The 18,629-nt window shown below is 65.2% G+C and carries 16 protein-coding genes; 7 read left to right on the forward strand and 9 right to left on the reverse strand.

The genetic code is table 11. The features are described 5' to 3' along the window. Positions 1–26: 26 nt before the first annotated feature. Together V9L18_RS16930 and V9L18_RS16935 are read right to left on the reverse strand one after the other, a co-directional pair. Entirely contained in the window at positions 27–1,211 is a 1,185-nt protein-coding gene (locus V9L18_RS16930; protein ID WP_337348324.1) for a thiolase family protein, read from the reverse strand. Between the two features lie 20 nt (positions 1,212–1,231). Beyond that, complete coding sequence (locus tag V9L18_RS16935; protein WP_337348325.1) at positions 1,232–2,635, reverse strand: class I adenylate-forming enzyme family protein; 1,404 nt, start codon at positions 2,633–2,635, stop codon at positions 1,232–1,234. Between the two features lie 50 nt (positions 2,636–2,685). Here V9L18_RS16935 and ypfJ point away from each other — a divergent pair, with 50 nt between their 5' ends. Further along, on the forward strand, positions 2,686–3,564 hold the full coding sequence (gene ypfJ / locus V9L18_RS16940; RefSeq protein WP_337348326.1) for a KPN_02809 family neutral zinc metallopeptidase: 879 nt from the start codon (positions 2,686–2,688) through the stop codon (positions 3,562–3,564). 142 nt (positions 3,565–3,706) lie between these two features. Here the strand turns inward: ypfJ and V9L18_RS16945 are convergent, their stop codons facing one another. From V9L18_RS16945 to V9L18_RS16970, 6 genes are all read right to left on the reverse strand, one after another. Then, positions 3,707–4,039, reverse strand: a complete 333-nt coding sequence (locus tag V9L18_RS16945) for a metal-sulfur cluster assembly factor (RefSeq protein WP_337348327.1) — start codon at positions 4,037–4,039, stop codon at positions 3,707–3,709. Positions 4,040–4,051: 12 nt separating this feature from the next. Beyond that, complete coding sequence (sufC, locus tag V9L18_RS16950; protein ID WP_337348328.1) at positions 4,052–4,843, reverse strand: Fe-S cluster assembly ATPase SufC; 792 nt, start codon at positions 4,841–4,843, stop codon at positions 4,052–4,054. A gap of 115 nt (positions 4,844–4,958) precedes the next feature. Beyond that, a complete protein-coding gene (locus V9L18_RS16955) occupies positions 4,959–5,318 on the reverse strand; it encodes a non-heme iron oxygenase ferredoxin subunit (protein WP_337348329.1) in 360 nt (119 codons plus the stop codon). A gap of 21 nt (positions 5,319–5,339) precedes the next feature. After that, positions 5,340–6,626: a Fe-S cluster assembly protein SufD gene (gene sufD / locus V9L18_RS16960; protein ID WP_337348330.1), complete on the reverse strand. Its 1,287-nt coding sequence runs from the start codon at positions 6,624–6,626 to the stop codon at positions 5,340–5,342. Positions 6,627–6,628: 2 nt separating this feature from the next. Further along, complete coding sequence (gene sufB, locus V9L18_RS16965; RefSeq protein WP_337348331.1) at positions 6,629–8,092, reverse strand: Fe-S cluster assembly protein SufB; 1,464 nt, start codon at positions 8,090–8,092, stop codon at positions 6,629–6,631. After that, the gene (locus tag V9L18_RS16970) at positions 8,092–8,925 is read right to left on the reverse strand and encodes a helix-turn-helix transcriptional regulator (protein WP_337348332.1); all 834 of its coding nucleotides are present in this window, start codon (positions 8,923–8,925) and stop codon (positions 8,092–8,094) included. Before V9L18_RS16970 ends, sufB begins: the two co-directional genes overlap by 1 nt. A gap of 114 nt (positions 8,926–9,039) precedes the next feature. Here V9L18_RS16970 and V9L18_RS16975 point away from each other — a divergent pair, with 114 nt between their 5' ends. Genes V9L18_RS16975 through V9L18_RS16985 form a run of 3 tightly spaced genes read left to right on the forward strand, consistent with a single transcriptional unit; the run spans position 9,040 to position 11,727 of the window. After that, positions 9,040–10,008, forward strand: coding sequence for an ABC transporter ATP-binding protein (locus V9L18_RS16975; RefSeq protein WP_337348333.1), 969 nt, complete (start codon positions 9,040–9,042; stop codon positions 10,006–10,008). Further along, on the forward strand, positions 10,005–10,775 hold the full coding sequence (locus tag V9L18_RS16980; RefSeq protein WP_337348334.1) for an ABC transporter permease: 771 nt from the start codon (positions 10,005–10,007) through the stop codon (positions 10,773–10,775). The genes V9L18_RS16975 and V9L18_RS16980 overlap by 4 nt, the downstream gene beginning before the upstream one ends. Before the next feature lie 7 nt (positions 10,776–10,782). After that, a complete protein-coding gene (locus V9L18_RS16985) occupies positions 10,783–11,727 on the forward strand; it encodes a COX15/CtaA family protein (protein WP_337348335.1) in 945 nt (314 codons plus the stop codon). A gap of 371 nt (positions 11,728–12,098) precedes the next feature. Here V9L18_RS16985 and V9L18_RS16990 read toward each other — a convergent pair whose 3' ends face one another. Then, positions 12,099–13,061, reverse strand: coding sequence for a heme o synthase (locus V9L18_RS16990; protein WP_337348336.1), 963 nt, complete (start codon positions 13,059–13,061; stop codon positions 12,099–12,101). A gap of 511 nt (positions 13,062–13,572) precedes the next feature. Between V9L18_RS16990 and tkt the strand changes: the two genes are divergently transcribed. Genes tkt through V9L18_RS17005 form a run of 3 tightly spaced genes read left to right on the forward strand, consistent with a single transcriptional unit; the run spans position 13,573 to position 18,480 of the window. Continuing rightward, positions 13,573–15,699, forward strand: a complete 2,127-nt coding sequence (gene tkt / locus V9L18_RS16995) for a transketolase (RefSeq protein WP_337348337.1) — start codon at positions 13,573–13,575, stop codon at positions 15,697–15,699. Between the two features lie 24 nt (positions 15,700–15,723). After that, positions 15,724–16,839 (forward strand): transaldolase, encoded by a 1,116-nt coding sequence (tal, locus tag V9L18_RS17000; protein WP_337348338.1) that lies wholly within the window; start codon positions 15,724–15,726, stop codon positions 16,837–16,839. Positions 16,840–16,845: 6 nt separating this feature from the next. Continuing rightward, positions 16,846–18,480: a glucose-6-phosphate isomerase gene (locus V9L18_RS17005; RefSeq protein WP_337348339.1), complete on the forward strand. Its 1,635-nt coding sequence runs from the start codon at positions 16,846–16,848 to the stop codon at positions 18,478–18,480. Positions 18,481–18,629 lie beyond the last annotated feature (149 nt).

Consider the following 18,629-nt stretch of genomic DNA (forward strand, 5'->3'; position numbering starts at 1 on the left):
CAGCCCGCCGGGCCGGTTCAGCTGCTTCAGGCAGTGATTTTCTCGTACCGCAGCAGCGCGGCTGTCCCCATCCCGCCGGCGATACTGATGAGCGCCAGCGCCAGCAGGCCGGGCTCGCCGGTGGAACGGGCCTGTGCCAGCAGGCGTGTCACCAGGACAGCTCCGGAAGCACCGTAAGCGTGGCCCAAAGCCAGGGCGCCGCCGTCGGCATTTGCCCGGTCCGCCTCAATGCCCAGATGATCCAGGCAGGCGAGAGCCTGGGCGGCGAACGCCTCGTTGAATTCCACGAGCCCCACACTGGCGGCTGTAAGGCAGTGGGTGGCCAGGAGCCTTTCGCCAGCCACCGCCGCGCCGATCCCCAGCAGTTCGGGGTCCACTCCGGCAGTCTCCGTGGCCAGCACCAGGAGTCCGTCCGTCACGCCCAGTCCACGGGCGCGTTGCAGGGAAGTGATAACGACGGCGGAGGCGGCGTCGGCGTCAAAGCATGAGTTTCCTGCGGTGACTGTTCCTCCGTCAACAAAAGCCGCCGGGAATCGCTTCAGGACAGCCGCATTGAGTCCGGGACGTGGCCCGTCGTCCCTGTCGACGGTTCCGCCCGCTGTTTCCAGCGGCGTGATCTCGCTGTCGAAGCGCCCGGCCCGGGCCGCTGAGACGGCGCGCTCGTGGCTGGCCAACGCAAAGGCGTCCTGCCGGTCCCGGCCGACGGCGAAGCGCGCGGCAACGTTTTCGGCCGCCACTCCCATGTCCGGGTCGCCGAAGCTCAGCGGCACAAACTGGGCCCGGGAGAAAAAGTCCGGTTCGCCGTCGTCATTCCGGTATGCGCGCAGCGGCGCGGTGCTGATGCTCTCCACTCCCCCGGCGAGATACACAGGGTTCCCCCCGGAAGCCACCAGCCTGGCGGCCAGCACAATGGCGTCCAGGCCGGACCCGCACTGCCGGTCCACGGTCATGCCCGGCACAGTGACCGGTAGCCCGGCCTCGAGCAGGGCCAGGCGGGCCACGTTGCCGCCTCCACCCACGGCGTTGCCAACCACCACATCTGCCACGTCTTCCGGAGACACCCCGCATTCAGCAAGGAGCTGCGCCAGGACGGGGGCCAGCAACTGGTGCGCCCGGAGGTCCTTCACCGCCCCGTTCGCCCGGCACACCGGCGTCCGCCGGGCGGCGATGATCACGGGCTGCCGGTCGGGAGGCAGCAGTTCAGGAGGCATACTGTCAGCGTTCACGAGTCTCACTGCCCAAGGTGGCGGACCCTCTGGTCATGGGACGTGATCCACTCAAGGAGCATGTTCCGGCTCACCTTGCCACGGTCGGTGGTGGGCAGTTCGGACAGGGCGAAGTACTGCAGGGGCCGTTTGTCGCGCGCCAGGACATTCTCCAGGCCGGCTTTGAGCTGGGTGGCGGTGATTCCGCCGTGGGCCGGGACCACGCCCGCCACGACGCGCTGGCCGCGGAGGTCATCGGGCATTCCAGCCGCCATGGCCGCCGCGACACCGGGAACGGACGCCAATGCCAATTCAACCTCATGCGGATAGACGTTCTTCCCGGACGTGAGGATCATGTCAGCGCGACGGCCCAGGATGTGGAGCTCCTCGCCGGCCAGGTAGCCCTGGTCCCCCACGGTGAACCAGTCGCCGAAGGACCGGAGGGCCTGGCCGTCGTCGCCCCACAGATAGCCGTTGCTCACCAGCCCGCTGCGGACGCAGATGTTACCGGCTTCACCATCGGGCAGCGGGGATCCGTCGTCGTCCAGGATCCGGACCTCCACCCCTGGAAACGCGCGCCCGATTCCGGTGCCGCCGGCGTCGAGTTCTCCGGCGGGCAGGCCGGCTCCCGAGACGAAACTCAGCTCGGAGGCGCCGTAGTACTCGAAGATCGTGGCGTTGGGCGCCCACCGGCGTGCCGCTTCAAGGGTGCGCGCATCGAGTTTTGAGCCGGCGCAGATGATGGTCCGCACTCCTGCCGCGTCCACGCAGCCGGTGAGGCCGCGCTCACTGAGCAGCCGCAGCATGGTGGGCACCAAGACCAGGCGCGTCACGCCGTCGTGCGTGATGGCCGCGTGGACGTCACCGACATCGAAGTTCTCCAGCGTTTGGAATTCTGAGCCCGCATAGAGGCACTCCGCCAGGGCATAGAGGTTCAGGCTTGCCGCGAGGGGGCCGGGGGCAAGGGTGACGTCGTCCTGCCTGAGGCCGAAGAATTCAATGGACGCGTCGAAGGACTTCCGCCATGACTGCCTGGACCGGGTGAAGGCCTTGGGCACTGAGGTGGTGCCGGAAGTCAGTCCAATCAGGAACGTGGTTTCGGGTGGCCCGTCGGCCAAGGCGTCGTCCGGGGCCACGCTCCCGGGCCGGGCTGAGCCGTCCAGCCGGCCACGGATTTCGCGCTGCAACTGTTCCGGCCACGCCGGGTCCAGGACGGCGCACTGCCGTTCCCCGGCCACGGCTGCGGCAAACCGGACAGCAAAGTCAACGGAGTTTGCCTCCGCCAGGACAGTGACCGCTTTGGAACCGGACAGTTCAGCAGCCGCGGCGTCGCGGAGCGCAGCCCACGTCAGGCGCCGGCCATCCACTACGACGGCGGTGTCGAGGGGGCGGTCCGTGGCCCAACGCTGGATTCGATCAAGAAAAGGCATCAGCCCAACTTTACCGGCCGGCCACTGCCTGCTGGGTCTATTGTGACTCTATGAGCTTCAATGACAACGTCCAGCTGGATCCTTCCCAGGTGCAGGACCGCCGTGGCAGAGGCCGCGGCGGCCTCATTGGCGGTGGAATCGGGGGTGGGTTGATCCTGCTTATTGCCGCTCTCCTGGGCGTTAACCCCCAACTGCTCGAAGGACTGACAGGCGGGGCGCAGGAGCCTCAAAGCCAGGGCACAGCGCCCGCCTGCGAGACGGGCGCCGACGCCGATGCCCGCCTCGATTGCCGTATCACGGGCACTGTCAACAGCCTTAATGCATTCTGGCCGGCGTACCTCCAAGAATACAGTGTGCAGTATCCCCAGCCTGAGACCGTTATCTTCGACGACGCCGTCAGCACCGGCTGCGGTACGGCCTCCAGCGCGGTGGGACCCTTTTACTGCCCCACGGACACCACCGCCTACTTCGATCCAGGCTTCTTCCAGGACCTCGTGGACCGCTTCGGCTCCTCGGGTGGACCCCTGGCCCAGGAGTATGTGGTGGCACACGAATTCGGACACCACATCCAGAATGTCCTGGGATACCTTGAACGCGCGCAGCAGGATCCTCAAGGCCCTGAATCGGGGGCCGTCCGCGTGGAGCTCCAAGCGGACTGCTATGCCGGCCTCTGGGCCAAGCACGCCTCAACCCAGCCCGGCCCCGACGGCCAGCCTTTCCTTGAACCGATCACCCAGCAGGACCTGAATGACGCCCTGTCAGCGGCTTCGGCCGTGGGCGATGACCGGATCCAGGAGGCTGCCACTGGCCAAGTATCCCCGGAAGCGTGGACGCACGGTTCCAGCGAACAGCGGCAACGGTGGTTCTACCAGGGCTACCAGACCGGCGACATCAACCAGTGCGACACGTTCTCGGCACCCAGCCTCTGACCCTATCCATCGACTGCTCCGTAACCGCCGTTTTGGGTGCTCAAAAAGGCGCTGACGGAGCACTCGATGAACTAACGACGACGGCCAGTCACCTTCGGGATGAAGGTAACCGGCCGTCGTCGTACTCTATGGCGGTGGGGATCTAGATGTTGAAGCCGAGGGCCCGCATCTGGTCCTTGCCGTCGTCAGTGATCCGTTCCGGACCCCATGGCGGCATCCAGACCCAGTTCAGGCGCCAGTCATCAACAATGCCGTCCAGTGCCTTGCCAACCTGCTCCTCGATGACATCGGTGAGCGGGCAGGCGGCCGTGGTGAGCGTCATGTCGATCAGCAGCGCGCCGTCGTCATCGGAGTACTTCAGGCCGTACAGCAGCCCGAGGTCGACGATGTTCACGCCGAGCTCGGGGTCGATGACGTCCTTGAGTGCCTCTTCGACATCCTCAAGACCCGTACGGGCCGTATTGGTTTCGGTCATGGCTGGTCCTTACTAGGCCTGTGCGGCTGCGGCGGCGATGGTGGCTGCGCCGGCGCCCTTGGCGTAGCGGTCGTAGCCTTCTTCTTCGAGGCGGTCGGCCAGTTCCGGGCCGCCCTCTTCGACAACCTGGCCGTCAACGAACACGTGGACGAAGTCAGGCTTGATGTAGCGCAGGATACGCGTGTAGTGCGTGATGAGCAGCGTGCCCATGTTGCCTTCGGCGTGGGCGCGGTTGACGCCCTCGGAGACAACCTTCAGGGCGTCGACGTCCAGCCCGGAGTCGGTTTCGTCCAGGATGGCGAACTTCGGCTTGAAGAGTTCGAGCTGAAGGATCTCCACGCGCTTCTTCTCGCCGCCGGAGAAGCCTTCGTTGACGTTGCGCTGGGCGAAGTCAGCGTCGATGCGCAGCTTCTCCATGGCGTCCTTGACTTCCTTGGTCCAGGTGCGCAGCTTGGGCGCTTCGCCGTCGATGGCGGTCTTGGCGGTCCGCAGGAAGTTGGTCATGGAGACGCCCGGGACCTCGACGGGGTACTGCATGGCCAGGAAGACACCGGCACGGGCGCGCTCGTCGACGCTCATAGCGAGGACATCTTCGCCGTCGAGGGTGATCGAGCCGCTGGTGACGTTGTAGCGCGGGTGCCCGGCGATGGTGGATGCCAGGGTGGATTTGCCGGAACCGTTGGGGCCCATGATGGCGTGGGTCTGGCCGGTCTTGATGGTCAGGCTGACGCCCTTCAGGATCTCCTTGGTGCCCTGCTCCGTGTCAATGCTGACGTGCAGGTCCTTGATCTCAAGAGTAGACATAGGTCTTGTTCTCCTTTGCACCGTGCCCTCCGGCGGCGGTGCGGTCTTTGTCTGGAAGTTTTAGTTCTGTTGCTTCGTATTACTGCCGGCGGCGGATCTTGTCCGGCTGATGCTGCTAGCTGAAGTTCGGGGCTTCCGCTCCGTTGAGGACGTTGGTGAAGTCCACGTAGACCTCATCGCCAAGGACCTCGACGGCGAACACCGGGACGGGATCGTAGGCAGGCAGCTGCAGAGGTTCGCCGCTGCGGAGGTCGAACTGGGAGCCGTGGCCCCAGCACTCGATCATGCACCCTTCCACTTCGCCCTCCGACAGTGAGATGTCCGCGTGCGAGCAGGTGTCCCCGATGGCGTGGATTTCGCCCATGGAGTCCTTGACGATGGCTACGGGGTAGTCGTCGATCAGGATCCGCAGCGCCTGCTTGAGCTGGATTTCATCCACCTTGCAGACAAGCTCGCCCTTTGGCTGGTCAGTCATCTGTGTAGTACCGCGCCGTCTTTAGTTGTCCGTCAGCGCGAGTTCGCGCTCAACAGCGTCGGTGAGGCGCTCTTCGAGAGCCGGCACCTTGATCTGCTGGATGATTTCGTGCAGGAAGCCGCGGACCACCAGGCGGCGGGCAACATCCTCGGGGATGCCGCGGGCCATCAGGTAGAACAGGTGCTCGTCGTCCAGGCGGCCGGTGGCGCTGGCGTGGCCTGCACCCTCGATCAGTCCGGTTTCGATTTCCAGGTTCGGCACCGAGTCGGCCCGTGCGCCCTCGGTCAGGAGCAGGTTGCGGTTTGCCTCGTAAGTGTCGGTGCCTTCTGCTTCCTTGCGGATCAGGACGTCACCCACCCAGACAGCGTGGGCATTCCGGCCCTGCAGCGCGCCCTTGTACAGCACGTTGGACTTGCAGTTTGCCACGGCGTGGTCAACGAAGAGGCGCTGCTCAAGGTGCTGGCCGGCGTCGGCAAAGTAAAGGCCGAACATTTCGGCTTCCCCGCCCGGGGCGGTGAAACGGGCCGACGGCGTGACGCGCACCAGGTCCCCGCCGAAGCTGACCATCACGTGCTTGAACTTGGCGTCACGGCCGATTTTCGCCTGCTGGGAGGAGGCGTGCACGGCGTCGTCGTTCCATTCCTGGAGCGTAACGACCGTCAGGCTTGCGCCGTCTTCGACAACAATTTCGACGTTCTCGGACACCACGGCGGAGCCCTGGTGGTCCAGGATGACCAAGGACTTGGAGAACTTCTCGGCCACAATCACGATGTGCTGGGCAGCAGCTGCTGTGTCCTGGCCCGTGATGAGGACGTTGATGTCGGCGTCCGCCTCAAATTCAGACGGGATGGTGACAATCGTGGCTTCGCTGAAGTTCTCCCAGGCGTTGGCGGACACCCGGTCTTCCGGAATGCCGGCGGAGCCGATGCGCTTGTCGTCGCGGGCCACGGTTTCCACCGTCACCCGGTCCGGACCGGTGACAGTGACGGTGGGGGCTGCACCTGACAGGATCTCGTTGTGCAGGCCGCGCAGGCGCTTGAGCGGGGTGAACCGCCAGTCTTCCTCCAGGCCGGTGAGCGGCTTGAAGTCCGCCAGCTTGTAGGAAGTCAGGCGTCCGGCGCGTGAGCTGTCCGGGATGCCTACTCCGCCGCCGTGCGAGTGGCTCTTGACCGCTTCGCCGGCCAGCGGGGCCTTGGAGCCGGCCGCGTTGATCGGAGACAGGCTTTCGCCCTCTTCCGTGAAACCGTCGATAAACGGCTGGGATGAGGGCGCGCCGATGCGGGCCTTTTCAGTAGTGATTTCAGTCATCGTTATCCGACGGACCCTTCCATCTGCAGTTCAATCAGGCGGTTCAGCTCAAGTGCGTACTCCATCGGGAGTTCGCGGGCGATGGGCTCGATGAAGCCACGGACGATCATCGCCATGGCCTCGTCTTCGCGCATGCCGCGGGACATCAGGTAAAAGAGCTGCTCTTCGCTGACCCGGGAAACAGTTGCTTCATGGCCCATCACCACGTCATCCTCGCGGATGTCGATGTACGGGTAAGTATCCGACCGGCTGATGGTGTCCACCAGCAACGCGTCGCAGCGAACGGTGTTGGCCGAGTGCTTGGCGCCTTCGCGGACCTGGACCAGGCCACGGTAGGCAGCACGTCCGCCGCCGCGGGCCACGGATTTGGAAATGATGGAGCTCTTGGTGTTCGGCGCGATGTGCACCATCTTCGATCCGGTGTCCTGGTGCTGGCCGGCGCCGGCGAAGGCGATGGACAGGGTTTCGCCCTTGGCGTGCTCGCCCACCAGGTAGACGGCCGGGTACTTCATGGTCACCTTGGAGCCGATGTTGCCGTCAACCCATTCCATCGTGGCGCCTTCTTCGCAGATGGCACGCTTGGTCACCAGGTTGTACACGTTGGTGGACCAGTTCTGGATAGTGGTGTAGCGGACGCGGGCGCCCTTCTTTACAATGATCTCCACCACGGCGGAGTGCAGCGAGTCCGAGGTGTAAATCGGTGCGGTGCAGCCTTCGATGTAGTGGACGTAGGAGTCCTCGTCGGCGATGATCAGGGTCCGCTCGAACTGGCCCATGTTTTCAGTGTTGATGCGGAAGTATGCCTGCAGGGGGATGTCTACGTGGACGCCCTTGGGGACGTATACGAAGGATCCGCCGGACCAGACGGCAGTGTTCAGTGAGGCGAACTTGTTGTCGCCCACGGGAATGACGGTGCCGAAGTACTCCTGGAAGATCTCCGGGTGCTCGCGCAGGGCGGTATCGGTGTCCAGGAAGATGACGCCCTGGGCTTCGAGGTCCTCGCGGATCTGGTGGTACACCACCTCGGACTCATACTGTGCGGCGACACCCGAGACGAGGCGGCTGCGCTCAGCTTCCGGGATGCCCAGCTTCTCGTACGTGTTCCGGATATCCTCGGGCAGGTCTTCCCACGTGGCGGCCTGCTTCTCAGTGGAGCGGACGAAGTACTTGATGTTGTCGAAGTCGATGCCGGAGAGGTCTGCACCCCAGGTGGGCATGGGCTTGCGGTCGAAGTACTTCAGCCCCTTGAGGCGAAGGTCCAGCATCCACTGCGGTTCACTCTTTTTGTCCGAAATATCACGGACTACTTCGTCGTTGATACCGCGGCGGGCGTTGGCGCCGACATCGTTCTTGTCGGACCAGCCGTACTCGTACGTGCCGATGCCGTGGAGCTCGGGATTCTTTTCCAGAATCTCCGAGATCACAGTGTCTTCGGCTACCGCTTTCTCTGATAGTTGGTCCGTCATCACGGCCTTTCTTGCTGATGGTTGGTTACTTCATCCAGGCTGGCGGGGGCTGTTTGCGGGACACTGGGTCCCCCGGCAGCCAGCCGGCCTGTGGGTATGTGGGTAGTGCAGACATGTCCGCCGCGCGCGAGTGTCGAGAGCCGGCGGACGTCAACGCCTACCAGCCGGGAGAACACTTCGGTTTCCACGTCGCAGAAGACCGGAAATTGAGCGGCGAGTTGCTGGATCGGGCAATGGCCCTGGCACAATTGGACGCTGGACAAGGCAGCCGGCAGCGGGGCTTTGGCCTCGATCGAGGCGGCGGAGGCTACGAAGCCGTCCCGGCTGAGCGCCTCGGCCAGTACCCGGGCCCGCGCAGTGATGTCCGGTCCGGCCTGCTCGATCTCCGGTGTGTAACGACGCTCCATTTCGGCAAAGCGTTCGACGGCGAACTGGCGGACGGCTTCTTCGCCCGCCATCGCCTGGAGCTGCTTGAGCGCCAGCGTGGCGATGTCAAGGTAGTCGTTGCCCAGCGATGACTGCCCCTGGGAACTCAGGACATAGCGCCGCGCAGGACGCCCGGCGCCGGAGCCCGCCTTCGCGACGCGCTTGACTTCAATGACGCCGCTGCGGGACAGATGGTCCAGGTGGCGGCGGACGGCTGCCGGGGTGAAGCCGAGGAGGTCGCCAAGTTCCGCTGCACTGACGGGGCCGTGTTCCAGGACCGCGCTGAGGACGCGGTCGCGGGTGCGCTCGTCTGCGTCCGCCACCGGCAAGGCAGCGACGTGGCCGCGGTCAGCGGGGGCACTTGGCGCCCGATGCCCGCCAAAAGGCACAGCAGTAGCACTGGTCATGGAATACACAACACAATCATGTCGTAATTTACTCCCCCGTTCCAGTAAGGTGAGGCTGGCCTGCGCTGCTGCCGGGATCGTCGCAACGAGTACTACATCCCGTAGAATGCTGGGGTGCGTTCCCCCAAATCCCCGGTTCTGTCCATCAGCGGGTTAATTAAGGATGTTGGTCCGCTGGCCACCCTGGACGGGAAGATGCTCCGGGTGGTGAGCGGCGTCTCCCTTGTCGCCGAACGGGGGGAGGTCACGGCCCTCCTCGGTGCCAACGGCGCCGGTAAAACCACCACCATTGAATGTGCCCAGGGCTTACAGGTGCGCAGTGGCGGAACGATCTCCCTGCTGGGCCACGATCCTGCCCAGGCAGGCGCACACCTTCGCGCCCGCGTAGGTGTGATGCTCCAGGACGGCGGCCTCCCGCCGTCGGCCCGTCCCATCCCGCTGCTGCGGCACATCGCCGGCATGTATGCCCAGCCCCGCCCGGTGGACGATCTGGTAGAGCGGCTGGGCATCGACACGTTCAGCAGGACATCGGTCCGCCGGCTCTCCGGGGGACAAAAGCAGAGGCTGGCCCTGGCCGCGGCGCTGATCGGCAACCCTGAGGTCCTCTTCCTAGATGAGCCCAGCGCAGGCCTGGATCCACAGTCACGGCAGTTGGTCTTTGAACTCATTGCCGAGCTGCGGGACGCCGGGATGGGCATCATCCTCACCACGCACCTCATGGATGACGCGCAGCGGCTGGCCGACTACGTCTATATCATCGACGCCGGCCGGAACGTTGCCGAAGGGACCGTGGCGCAACTCCTCCAGCGGGACCCCGTCGTGGAGGCGGGCGCCGAGCACATCCGGACACTTTTCTTTGAGGCTCCTGCGGGATTGGACCTCGCCGGCGTGCTCCCGGCGGCCATTGCCGTCAGCGAGACCCGTGCCGGCAGCTATGTCGCCACCGGACCACTCACACCCGAAGACCTTGCGTCGCTTGCCTCATGGTGGGCAGCCCACGGCGTTATGCCCGGCTCACTCAGCCTCGAAGCACGCAGCCTCGAAGACGTCTTCCTGGACATCTCGGGAAAGGACATCCGATGACAGTTCCTTCCATGGCTCCCCCGGCCCAGGCACCTGCGCCGCTGCTTCGGCGCATCCTGTTGCAGGGCAAGTATGAATCGCTGGCCATGCTCCGGAACGGCGAGCAACTGATCCTGGCCGTCGTCCTGCCCCTGCTCGCCTTGGTGGGCCTGACGGTGACTCCCCTCTTGGACGGACTCGGCGGGAGCCGCGTCAACGTTGCAGTCCCCGGAATCCTGGCGCTGTGCGCCATGTCTACGGCCTTCACCGGACAAGGCATCGCCACCGGCTTTGACCGCCGGTACGGCGTGCTGCGCTTCCTCTCCACCACCCCGTTGGGCCGCACCGGACTTATTGCCGGCAAGGTACTGGCCGTGCTGGCTGTACTTGCCCTCCAGATTGCCGTGATCACGGCCGTGGCACTTCCCCTTGGCTGGAGCCCGCCGGCAGCAGGCTGGCTGCCCGGCCTTGCGCTGCTGGTCCTGGGCGCCGCGGCTTTTACCGCCCTTGGCCTCCTGGTGGCGGGTACCGTTCGGCCGGAGGCCACTCTGGCGATCACCAACCTGCTGTGGATCCTGCTCGGCGCGTTGGGAGGCATCGTCATTCCTGCGGAACGGCTGCCCGCCCCCGCGCAGGGGATAGTTCACTATCTGCCTTCGGGCGCACTTGGGGAGGCCTTGCGCGAGGCCTTCCTGCTCGGCACTGTAGATGGCGGTGCCGCCCTTATCCTGTTGGTCTGGACAGTTCTTGCCGGAGCAGCAGCCATCCGTTGGTTCAAGTGGAATTGAGATATCCGTGAGCACGGCTTCACGCCTCCCCCGGTTCGCCGGACGCCTGGCGTCCCGGCTGCCCCGTACCGTTGATGCCCGGGTCCGGCGCCTGGCAGTGGCGTCCCTGATCGGACAGACGGCCCTGGTTGTCACAGGCGGCGCCGTCCGGCTGACGGCGTCGGGGCTCGGTTGCCCCACCTGGCCGCGCTGTACGGACACCTCCCTGGTCAACACACCGGAAATGGGAATCCACGGGTTCATCGAATTCGGCAACAGGCTGCTGACTTTCGCCCTCGCCGCCGTCGCAGTCCTGATGCTGGTGTACTTGTGGAACCTGCGCAAGGAACGCCGCGACCTCTTCCTGCTGGCGCTGGGCCTGCTGGCCAGCATTCCAGCGCAGGCTGTGATCGGCGGCATTACCGTGCTGACCAACCTCAACCCCTGGGTGGTGGGACTGCACTTCCTTGTGTCCATGGCGCTGGTGGTAATTGCCACACTGCTCGTCAACCGGGCTTACGGGCGGACCGGCCGGTTTGCCACTCGCTCCCTGCCCGCATTGCCGGGCGTCTTACGCCCGGTGAGCGCCGCCGTCGCGCTTTTCTCTGCAATGGCCGTGATGCTTGGAGTAGTGGTCACGGGTGCCGGCCCCCACGCGGGTGATGCAGACGCGCCGCGAAACGGCCTCGACTGGGACCTGTTCTCCCACATCCACGCGGTTCCGGCCTACCTCATCACCGCCGGAACGCTCTTCGCGCTCGTCGTGGTCCTCATGCGCCGGATTCCCGGTCCCTTCCGGACATCGGTGATCCTGCTCCTGGCGGTGACGCTGCTGCAGGCCGTGATCGGTTTTACGCAGTACTACAACGGCATTCCGGCGCTGCTGGTGGGGACGCACATGCTCGGGGCGGCACTGCTGATGAGTGCGGCAACCAACGCCGCCGACATCGCCCGTTCCAGCCCTGTGACGTAGTCGGGCACCACGGCTAAACCCGCGTTCCCAACCATGAGGCGCCCTGGTTCCTACGAGCCGGGGCGCCTTCGGTTAACGGGACGCTCTCTGATTTCCTGGCTGAACGTACGACGGCGTCACGCCAGACAGTCTTTTGGCCCACCATAGGTGCCGCTCCCCCGCAATGCCGGGACGCCCCGTTGTTCACTCCTCAAAAGCGTGCATTGCGTGACGCCCGCCGGCCTCTGGGTCCTCCCGTATGGGCACCCACAACAGCTTGGCTGATACATAGGAACACTCCCGCGTCCTGAACCACACGAAAAACCCTCCCTCACCGGCAGTGAGAGAGGGTGCTGGAATTTCCTGCAGGAAGTGAGAGAGGGTCCTGGTAATCAGCCGGCCATCACTGCCGGGCCGACGAACGGGTCCACCGCCAGGGCGATGAATAGCAGCGTCAGGTAGCTGATGGAACCGTGGAAGACCTTCATGGCGCGCTTGTCCGAGATGTCCTCCCGCTGCGCCCGGTTGTACAGGGAGTGTGACTCGTACAGGAACCAGGCACCGGCAAGGACCGCCGTAGCTGTGTAGACCCAGCCTGCGCCGCCGGCCGGAACCATCAGCAGGGAGCAGACAACCATGGCCCAGGCGTAGAGGACCACCTGGACCGAAACCACCTTGGCGCCGGCGATGGCACCGAGCATGGGCACGTTGGCGTTGCGGTAGTCCTCGCCGTAACGCATGGACAGCGGCCAGTAGTGCGGCGGCGTCCAGAGGAAGATCACCATGAACAGGATGACGGCCGGCCACTCCACGGAGTTGGTCACAGCGGCCCAGGCGATCAGTACCGGGAAGCAGCCCGCCGCCCCGCCCCACACAATGTTCTGTGCCGTGCGCCGCTTGAGGATGATGGTGTAGATGACAACGTAGAAGAAGATGGCGCCCAGGCCAAGCCAGGCGGCCAGCGGGTTGGCGCCGAACCATAGGATCGCAATGGCGGCAGCCCCAAGGAGCCACGAGAAAATGAGGGCCTCGCGGGGCGTGACCTCGCCCGTGACGAGCGGCCGGTTTTCGGTTCGGTGCATCAGCTTATCGATGTCGCGGTCGATGTAGCAGTTGAACGCCCCGGCGCTGCCGGCCGCGAATGCACCGCCGACGAGCGTGGCCAGGATCAGGCCTATGGAGGGGAAGCCGCGTTCGGCGTAGATCATGGTGGGCAGCGTGCTGACCAGCAGCAGTTCGATGACGCGTGGCTTGGTGAGCGCCAGATACGCCTTGGCTTTGCGGGCCAGCCCGGTTCCCCCTCGGGTGCGGGAAGCGTTCAGCGGCGTATCGGTTGTGCTCACGGTGGCGGTCACCCGTTCTGTTTGGCAAGTCTGTCTGGCGGTGCAGCTGTCGGTGCGGCCGTTATCCGGGCAGCCCGCCAATGGTCATCAGAAGAAAGTCCCGGCAACACCCTTTGGACCGCCGTGAACCCCTTAAGGAGCACGGCCACCGGGCGTCAGCCTCCAAGTATCATACCGTGCGCATTTGTAACAGAAGCCCGTCAATAGGCCCTGATGATCGCTCGCAGGCCGATTCGAGCAGATTAACTCAACCTCACGGAAAGGTGATTCACATAAGGGGAAATTGCGTCCAAAACGTGAGATTTGGGCCTCCCAAAGGATGGAATAGAGCTAAGCTGTCACCAGATCAGCACGCAGAGAAGAAGCGGTGGAAACCGCATTCCCAGATCCGACATGTGGCTGAGTGATAGATCAACGTTTCGACGGTGAACGGCTGGTACACACCAAAGCGGGCACCCCAGCGTGCCTCCGTACGGACCCCGTGTACCGCCCGCCGTCAGCACTAGAGAGGGGCCCGGTTTTCGTGCCACATTTTGAAGAGCAAGAACTGTCTTGGACCAGCCTGGACCAGCGCGCGGTGGACACCGTCCGCGTTTTGGCCGCAGATGCCGTGGAGAAGGTTGGCAACGGCCACCCGGGCACGGCCATGAGCCTGGCGCCTGCCGCCTACCTTCTCTTCCAGAAGCTGATGCGCCACGATCCCCGGAACCCTGACTGGATCGGCCGCGACCGTTTCATCCTGTCCCCGGGCCACACTTCCCTGACGCTGTACATCCAGCTGTTCCTCTCCGGCTACGGCCTGGAGCTGAAGGACCTTGAGGCCCTCCGCACCTGGGGCTCCCTGACGCCGGGCCACCCCGAGTACAAGCACACCGCCGGTGTGGAAATCACCACCGGCCCGCTGGGTCAGGGCCTGGCGTCCTCCGTAGGCTTCGCCTACTCCCAGCGCCGCCAACGCGGCCTGTTCGACGCCGATGCTCCCGCCGGCGAGAGCCCGTTCGACCACACCATCTGGGTCATCGCGTCCGACGGCGACCTCCAGGAAGGCGTCACGGCCGAGGCTTCCTCGCTGGCCGGCCACCAGGAACTGGGCAACCTCGTTGTTGTCTACGATGAGAACCACATCTCCATCGAAGACGACACCGACATCTCCTTCACCGAAGATGTCCTCAAGCGCTACGAGGCCTACGGCTGGCACACCCAGCGCGTGGACTGGACCAAGACCGGCGAGTACGTCGAAGACGTGCAGGAGCTGTACTCGGCACTGCTCGCCGCCAAGGCCGAAACCTCCAAGCCCTCCATCATTTCGCTGCGCACCATCATCGGGTACCCGGCACCGAAGAAGCAGAACACCGGCAAGATCCACGGCTCCGCACTGGGCGCCGAGGAAGTTGCGGCCCTGAAGGAAGTACTGGGCTTCGACCCCGCCAAGTCCTTCGATGTCGACCAGGAAGTCCTGGCCCACGCCCGTTCCGTGGTTGACCGCGGTGCAGCTGCCCGCAAGGAATGGGAAGAGTCCTTCAATGCCTGGCAGGCAGCCAACCCGGAGAACGCCGAACTGCTGCAGCGCATCGAAGCCCGCGAACTGCCCGAGGGCCTGGACGCCGCACTTCCGGTCTTCCCGGCCGGCAAGGACGTCTCCACCCGCGCCGCGTCCGGCAAGGTGCTCAACGCACTGGGCCCGGTCTTGCCGGAACTCTGGGGCGGCTCCGCCGACCTCGCCGAGTCCAACAACACCACCATCGAAGGTTCGCCGTCGTTCGTGCCTGCCTCCAAGCAGACCGACGCCTGGTCCGGCAACCCCTACGGCCGTGTGCTGCACTTCGGTATCCGTGAGCACGCCGCCGCCTCGATCGTGAACGGCATCGCCCTGCACGGCGACACCCGCGCATTCTCCGGAACGTTCCTGATCTTCTCCGACTACCAGCGGCCCGCCATCCGGCTCGGCGCCCTCATGGGTGTCCCGTCGCTGTACGTATGGACCCACGACTCCATCGGCCTGGGCGAAGACGGCCCCACCCACCAGCCGGTGGAACAGCTGGCCTCCCTGCGCGCCATCGTGGGCCTGGACGTTGTCCGCCCCGGTGACGCCAACGAGGTCGCTGCGGCATGGAAGACCATGCTGGAGAACCACGAAAACCCGGCCGGCATCGTGTTGACCCGCCAGAACATCCCTACCTACGCCCGCGGTGAAAGCGAAGCCGACGGCGACACGTTCGGTTCCGTAGCCGGCGTCGCCAAGGGAGGGTACGTCCTTGCCGAAGCATCCAAGGACGGCGCCACCGTTCCGGCCGACGTCATCCTGATCGGTACCGGCTCCGAGGTCCAGCTGGCCGTACAGGCCCGCGAAGCGCTCCAGGCCGAAGGTATCGCCGCCCGCGTTGTCTCCATGCCGTGCGTTGAGTGGTTCAACAAGCAGGACGCCGCTTACCGCGAGTCCGTGCTCCCCGCCGCCGTCAAGGCCCGGGTATCCGTCGAAGCCGGTCTGGCCCTGGGCTGGAGGGAGTTCGTCGGCGACGCCGGCCGCTCCATCAGCCTCGAGCACTACGGCGCTTCCGCTGACTACAAGCGCCTTTTCCAGGAGTTCGGCATCACTGCGGAGGCTGTCGCCGCCGCCGCCAAGGACTCCCTCGCTGGCCTGCAGGCCTGAACCCTAATCCAGGAGATACAAAAAATGACTACCCCCACTCAGCAGCTCTCCGACGCCGGAGTCTCCATCTGGCTCGATGACCTTTCCCGCAGCCGCCTCGAAACCGGGACACTGCGCAAGCTCATCGAAGAGAAGAACGTTGTTGGTGTCACCACCAACCCGTCCATCTTCCACGCCGCCATCACTGCCGGCACGGACTACGACGCCACTATTGCGGCCCAGGCCGCTGCCGGCGCAAGCGTCGAAGACACCATCTTCGAGATCACCACCACCGACGTCGCCGACGCCTGCGACCTGTTCGCTCCGGTCGCCGCCGCTACCAAGGGCGTTGACGGCCGCGTGTCCATCGAAGTCGATCCGCGCCTTGCCTGGGACACCGCCGGCACCATCGCCGAAGCGAAGCACCTGTACAAGAAGGTCAACAAGGACAACGTCCTCATCAAGATCCCGGCAACGCTCGAGGGCCTGGAAGCCATCACCGCCACCCTCGCCGAAGGCATCAGCGTCAACGTGACCCTGATCTTCTCGCTGGAGCGCTACCGCGCCGTCATCAACGCCTTCCAGTCCGGCCTGGAGCAGGCCAAGGAAAACGGCCACGACCTCTCCAAGATCCACTCGGTCGCGTCGTTCTTCGTTTCCCGCGTGGACTCCGAAATTGACAAGCGCCTTGACGCCATCGGCACCGACGAAGCCAAGGCACTCAAGGGCAAGGCCGGCGTCGCCAACGCCCGCCTGGCCTACCAGGTCTACGAAGAGCTCTTCGCCACCGAGCGCTGGGCCCTGCTGGCCGAAGCCGGCGCCCTCCCCCAGCGCCCGCTGTGGGCCTCCACCGGCGTCAAGGACCCGGCGTACCCGGACACCCTCTACGTCACCGAGCTCGTTGCCCCCGGCGTTGTCAACACCATGCCGGAGAAGACCCTCGACGCCACGTTCGACCACGGCGTCGTCACCGGCGACACCGTTTCCGGGACGTACGCCGAGGCCAATGGCACGCTCGACGCACTGGACGCCCTGGGCATCTCCTACAACGACGTCGTCGCGATCCTCGAATCCGAAGGCCTTGACAAGTTCGTGGCCAGCTGGAAGGAACTGCTGGCCGACGTCGAGGGCGCCCTCGCCTCTGCACGGAAGGCTTCCTAACCCACTATGAGCACACTCAGCTACGACGCCACCGGTGCCGCCCAACAGGCACTCGAGCAGCACCTCCCGACCCTCGTCGAGGACCGTATTGCCACCCGGATCTTCGCCAAGGACCACACGCTGTGGGGTCCCGACGCCGAAGCAGAGTCGGCTGTCCGCCTCGGCTGGGTTGAGGCGGCCACCGTCTCCCAGCCGCTGGTTGCGGACATTTTGGAACTCCGCGACGCCCTGAAGGCAGAAGGCGTGACCCGGATCGTGCTTTGCGGCATGGGCGGATCATCGCTCGCACCGGAAGTCATCGCGGGCACTGCTGGCGTCGAGCTGACTGTGCTGGACAGCACGGACCCGGACCAGGTCCGTGTTGCCCTGGCGGACCGGCTGGACGAGACCGCCATTGTGGTCTCGTCCAAGTCCGGTTCCACGCTGGAAACCGACTCCCAGCGCAGGATCTTCGAGCACGCCTTCACCGAGGCCGGACTCGATGCGAAGAGCCGGATCATCATTGTTACCGATCCAGGTTCCCCGCTGGATAAGGCGTCCCGCGAGGCCGGTTACCGCGCTGTTTTCAACGCCGACCCCAACGTGGGCGGCCGCTATTCGGCCCTCACCGCCTTCGGCTTGGTCCCGTCCGGCCTGGCCGGCGTTGACATCCAGGCCTTCCTGGATGAGGCCGAGGAAGCCGCCGAGATCCTCAATGACGACGCCGCCGAGAACATCGGCCTGGCGCTCGGGACGGCCCTCGGCGGAACCAGCCCGCTGCGTAACAAGATTGTCATCGCAGAGGACGGATCCGGGATTGTGGGCTTTGCGGACTGGGCCGAACAGCTCATCGCGGAATCCACCGGAAAGCTCGGCACCGGCGTCCTGCCCGTAGTCGCCGGTCCCGCGTCACCGGAGGTCACCTCCGGTGCGGCCGACGTCCTCGTGGTGCGGCTGGTAGCCGCGGACGCCGACGTCGAGCTCGGTGAAAACGAAGTGGCCATTGCAGGTGGCCTGGCCACCCAGATGATGGTGTGGGAGTTCGCCACTGCCGTGGCGGGGCGCCTTCTGGGCATCAACCCGTTCGACCAGCCCGACGTGGAAGCCGCCAAGGTTGCCGCGCGGGGTCTGCTGGACGCCCAGCCCGAACCCACGCCTGCGGTTTTTGTCGACGGCGCCATCGAGGTCCGCGGCGGAGACTGGCTGGGCTCTGCGGCAACCGCTGAAGAAGCCGTCCGTGCGCTGCTGGGAACCCTGGAGGCCGACAGCTACCTTAGTGTCCAGGCCTACTTCGATCGGCTGGCCTTTGCGCAGCTCGAGGGCGTCAGGGACGAACTCGCGGCAGCCAGCGGCCGTCCGGTGACGTTTGGCTGGGGTCCCCGCTTCCTGCACTCCACGGGCCAGTTCCACAAGGGCGGCCCCGCCATCGGGGTCTTCCTCCAGGTCACCGCAGCTCCCACAGAGGACCTGTCCATCCCGGATCGTCCCTTCACGTTCGGGGAACTGATTGCTGCGCAGGCCGCGGGCGATGCCCAGGTCCTGGGTGAGCACGGACGGCCTGTGCTGCGCCTGCACCTGACTGATCGGGCCGCCGGTGTGGCGCAGCTGCAGGACATCGTCGCTGCGCTGTCCGCCCGGTCAGCCTCCGTTACCGAAAGCTAAGGTACAAAAGCAACCATGCCAGAAACTGAATACGGCAGGACCTCCGGGTCGCGTGCCGGAAAATCAGGGCGCAATCCGCTCCGGGATCCGCGTGATCGTCGTTTGAATAGGATTGCTGGTCCGTCGTCGTTGGTGCTTTTTGGGGTGAC

This window comes from Pseudarthrobacter sp. CCNWLW217 (assembly GCF_037203985.1).
Classification (GTDB): domain Bacteria; phylum Actinomycetota; class Actinomycetes; order Actinomycetales; family Micrococcaceae; genus Arthrobacter.

Excerpts from the sequence above, each read along its gene's own strand:
- V9L18_RS16930 (WP_337348324.1), bottom strand. The coding sequence starts at position 1,211 with ATGCCTCCTGAACTGCTGCCTCCCGACCGGCAGCCCGTGATCATCGCC.
- V9L18_RS16935 (WP_337348325.1), bottom strand. The coding sequence starts at position 2,635 with ATGCCTTTTCTTGATCGAATCCAGCGTTGGGCCACGGACCGCCCCCTC.
- ypfJ (WP_337348326.1), top strand. The coding sequence starts at position 2,686 with ATGAGCTTCAATGACAACGTCCAGCTGGATCCTTCCCAGGTGCAGGAC.
- V9L18_RS16945 (WP_337348327.1), bottom strand. The coding sequence starts at position 4,039 with ATGACCGAAACCAATACGGCCCGTACGGGTCTTGAGGATGTCGAAGAG.
- sufC (WP_337348328.1), bottom strand. The coding sequence starts at position 4,843 with ATGTCTACTCTTGAGATCAAGGACCTGCACGTCAGCATTGACACGGAG.
- V9L18_RS16955 (WP_337348329.1), bottom strand. The coding sequence starts at position 5,318 with ATGACTGACCAGCCAAAGGGCGAGCTTGTCTGCAAGGTGGATGAAATC.
- sufD (WP_337348330.1), bottom strand. The coding sequence starts at position 6,626 with ATGACTGAAATCACTACTGAAAAGGCCCGCATCGGCGCGCCCTCATCC.
- sufB (WP_337348331.1), bottom strand. The coding sequence starts at position 8,092 with ATGACGGACCAACTATCAGAGAAAGCGGTAGCCGAAGACACTGTGATC.
- V9L18_RS16970 (WP_337348332.1), bottom strand. The coding sequence starts at position 8,925 with ATGACCAGTGCTACTGCTGTGCCTTTTGGCGGGCATCGGGCGCCAAGT.
- V9L18_RS16980 (WP_337348334.1), top strand. The coding sequence starts at position 10,005 with ATGACAGTTCCTTCCATGGCTCCCCCGGCCCAGGCACCTGCGCCGCTG.
- tal (WP_337348338.1), top strand. The coding sequence starts at position 15,724 with ATGACTACCCCCACTCAGCAGCTCTCCGACGCCGGAGTCTCCATCTGG.
- V9L18_RS17005 (WP_337348339.1), top strand. The coding sequence starts at position 16,846 with ATGAGCACACTCAGCTACGACGCCACCGGTGCCGCCCAACAGGCACTC.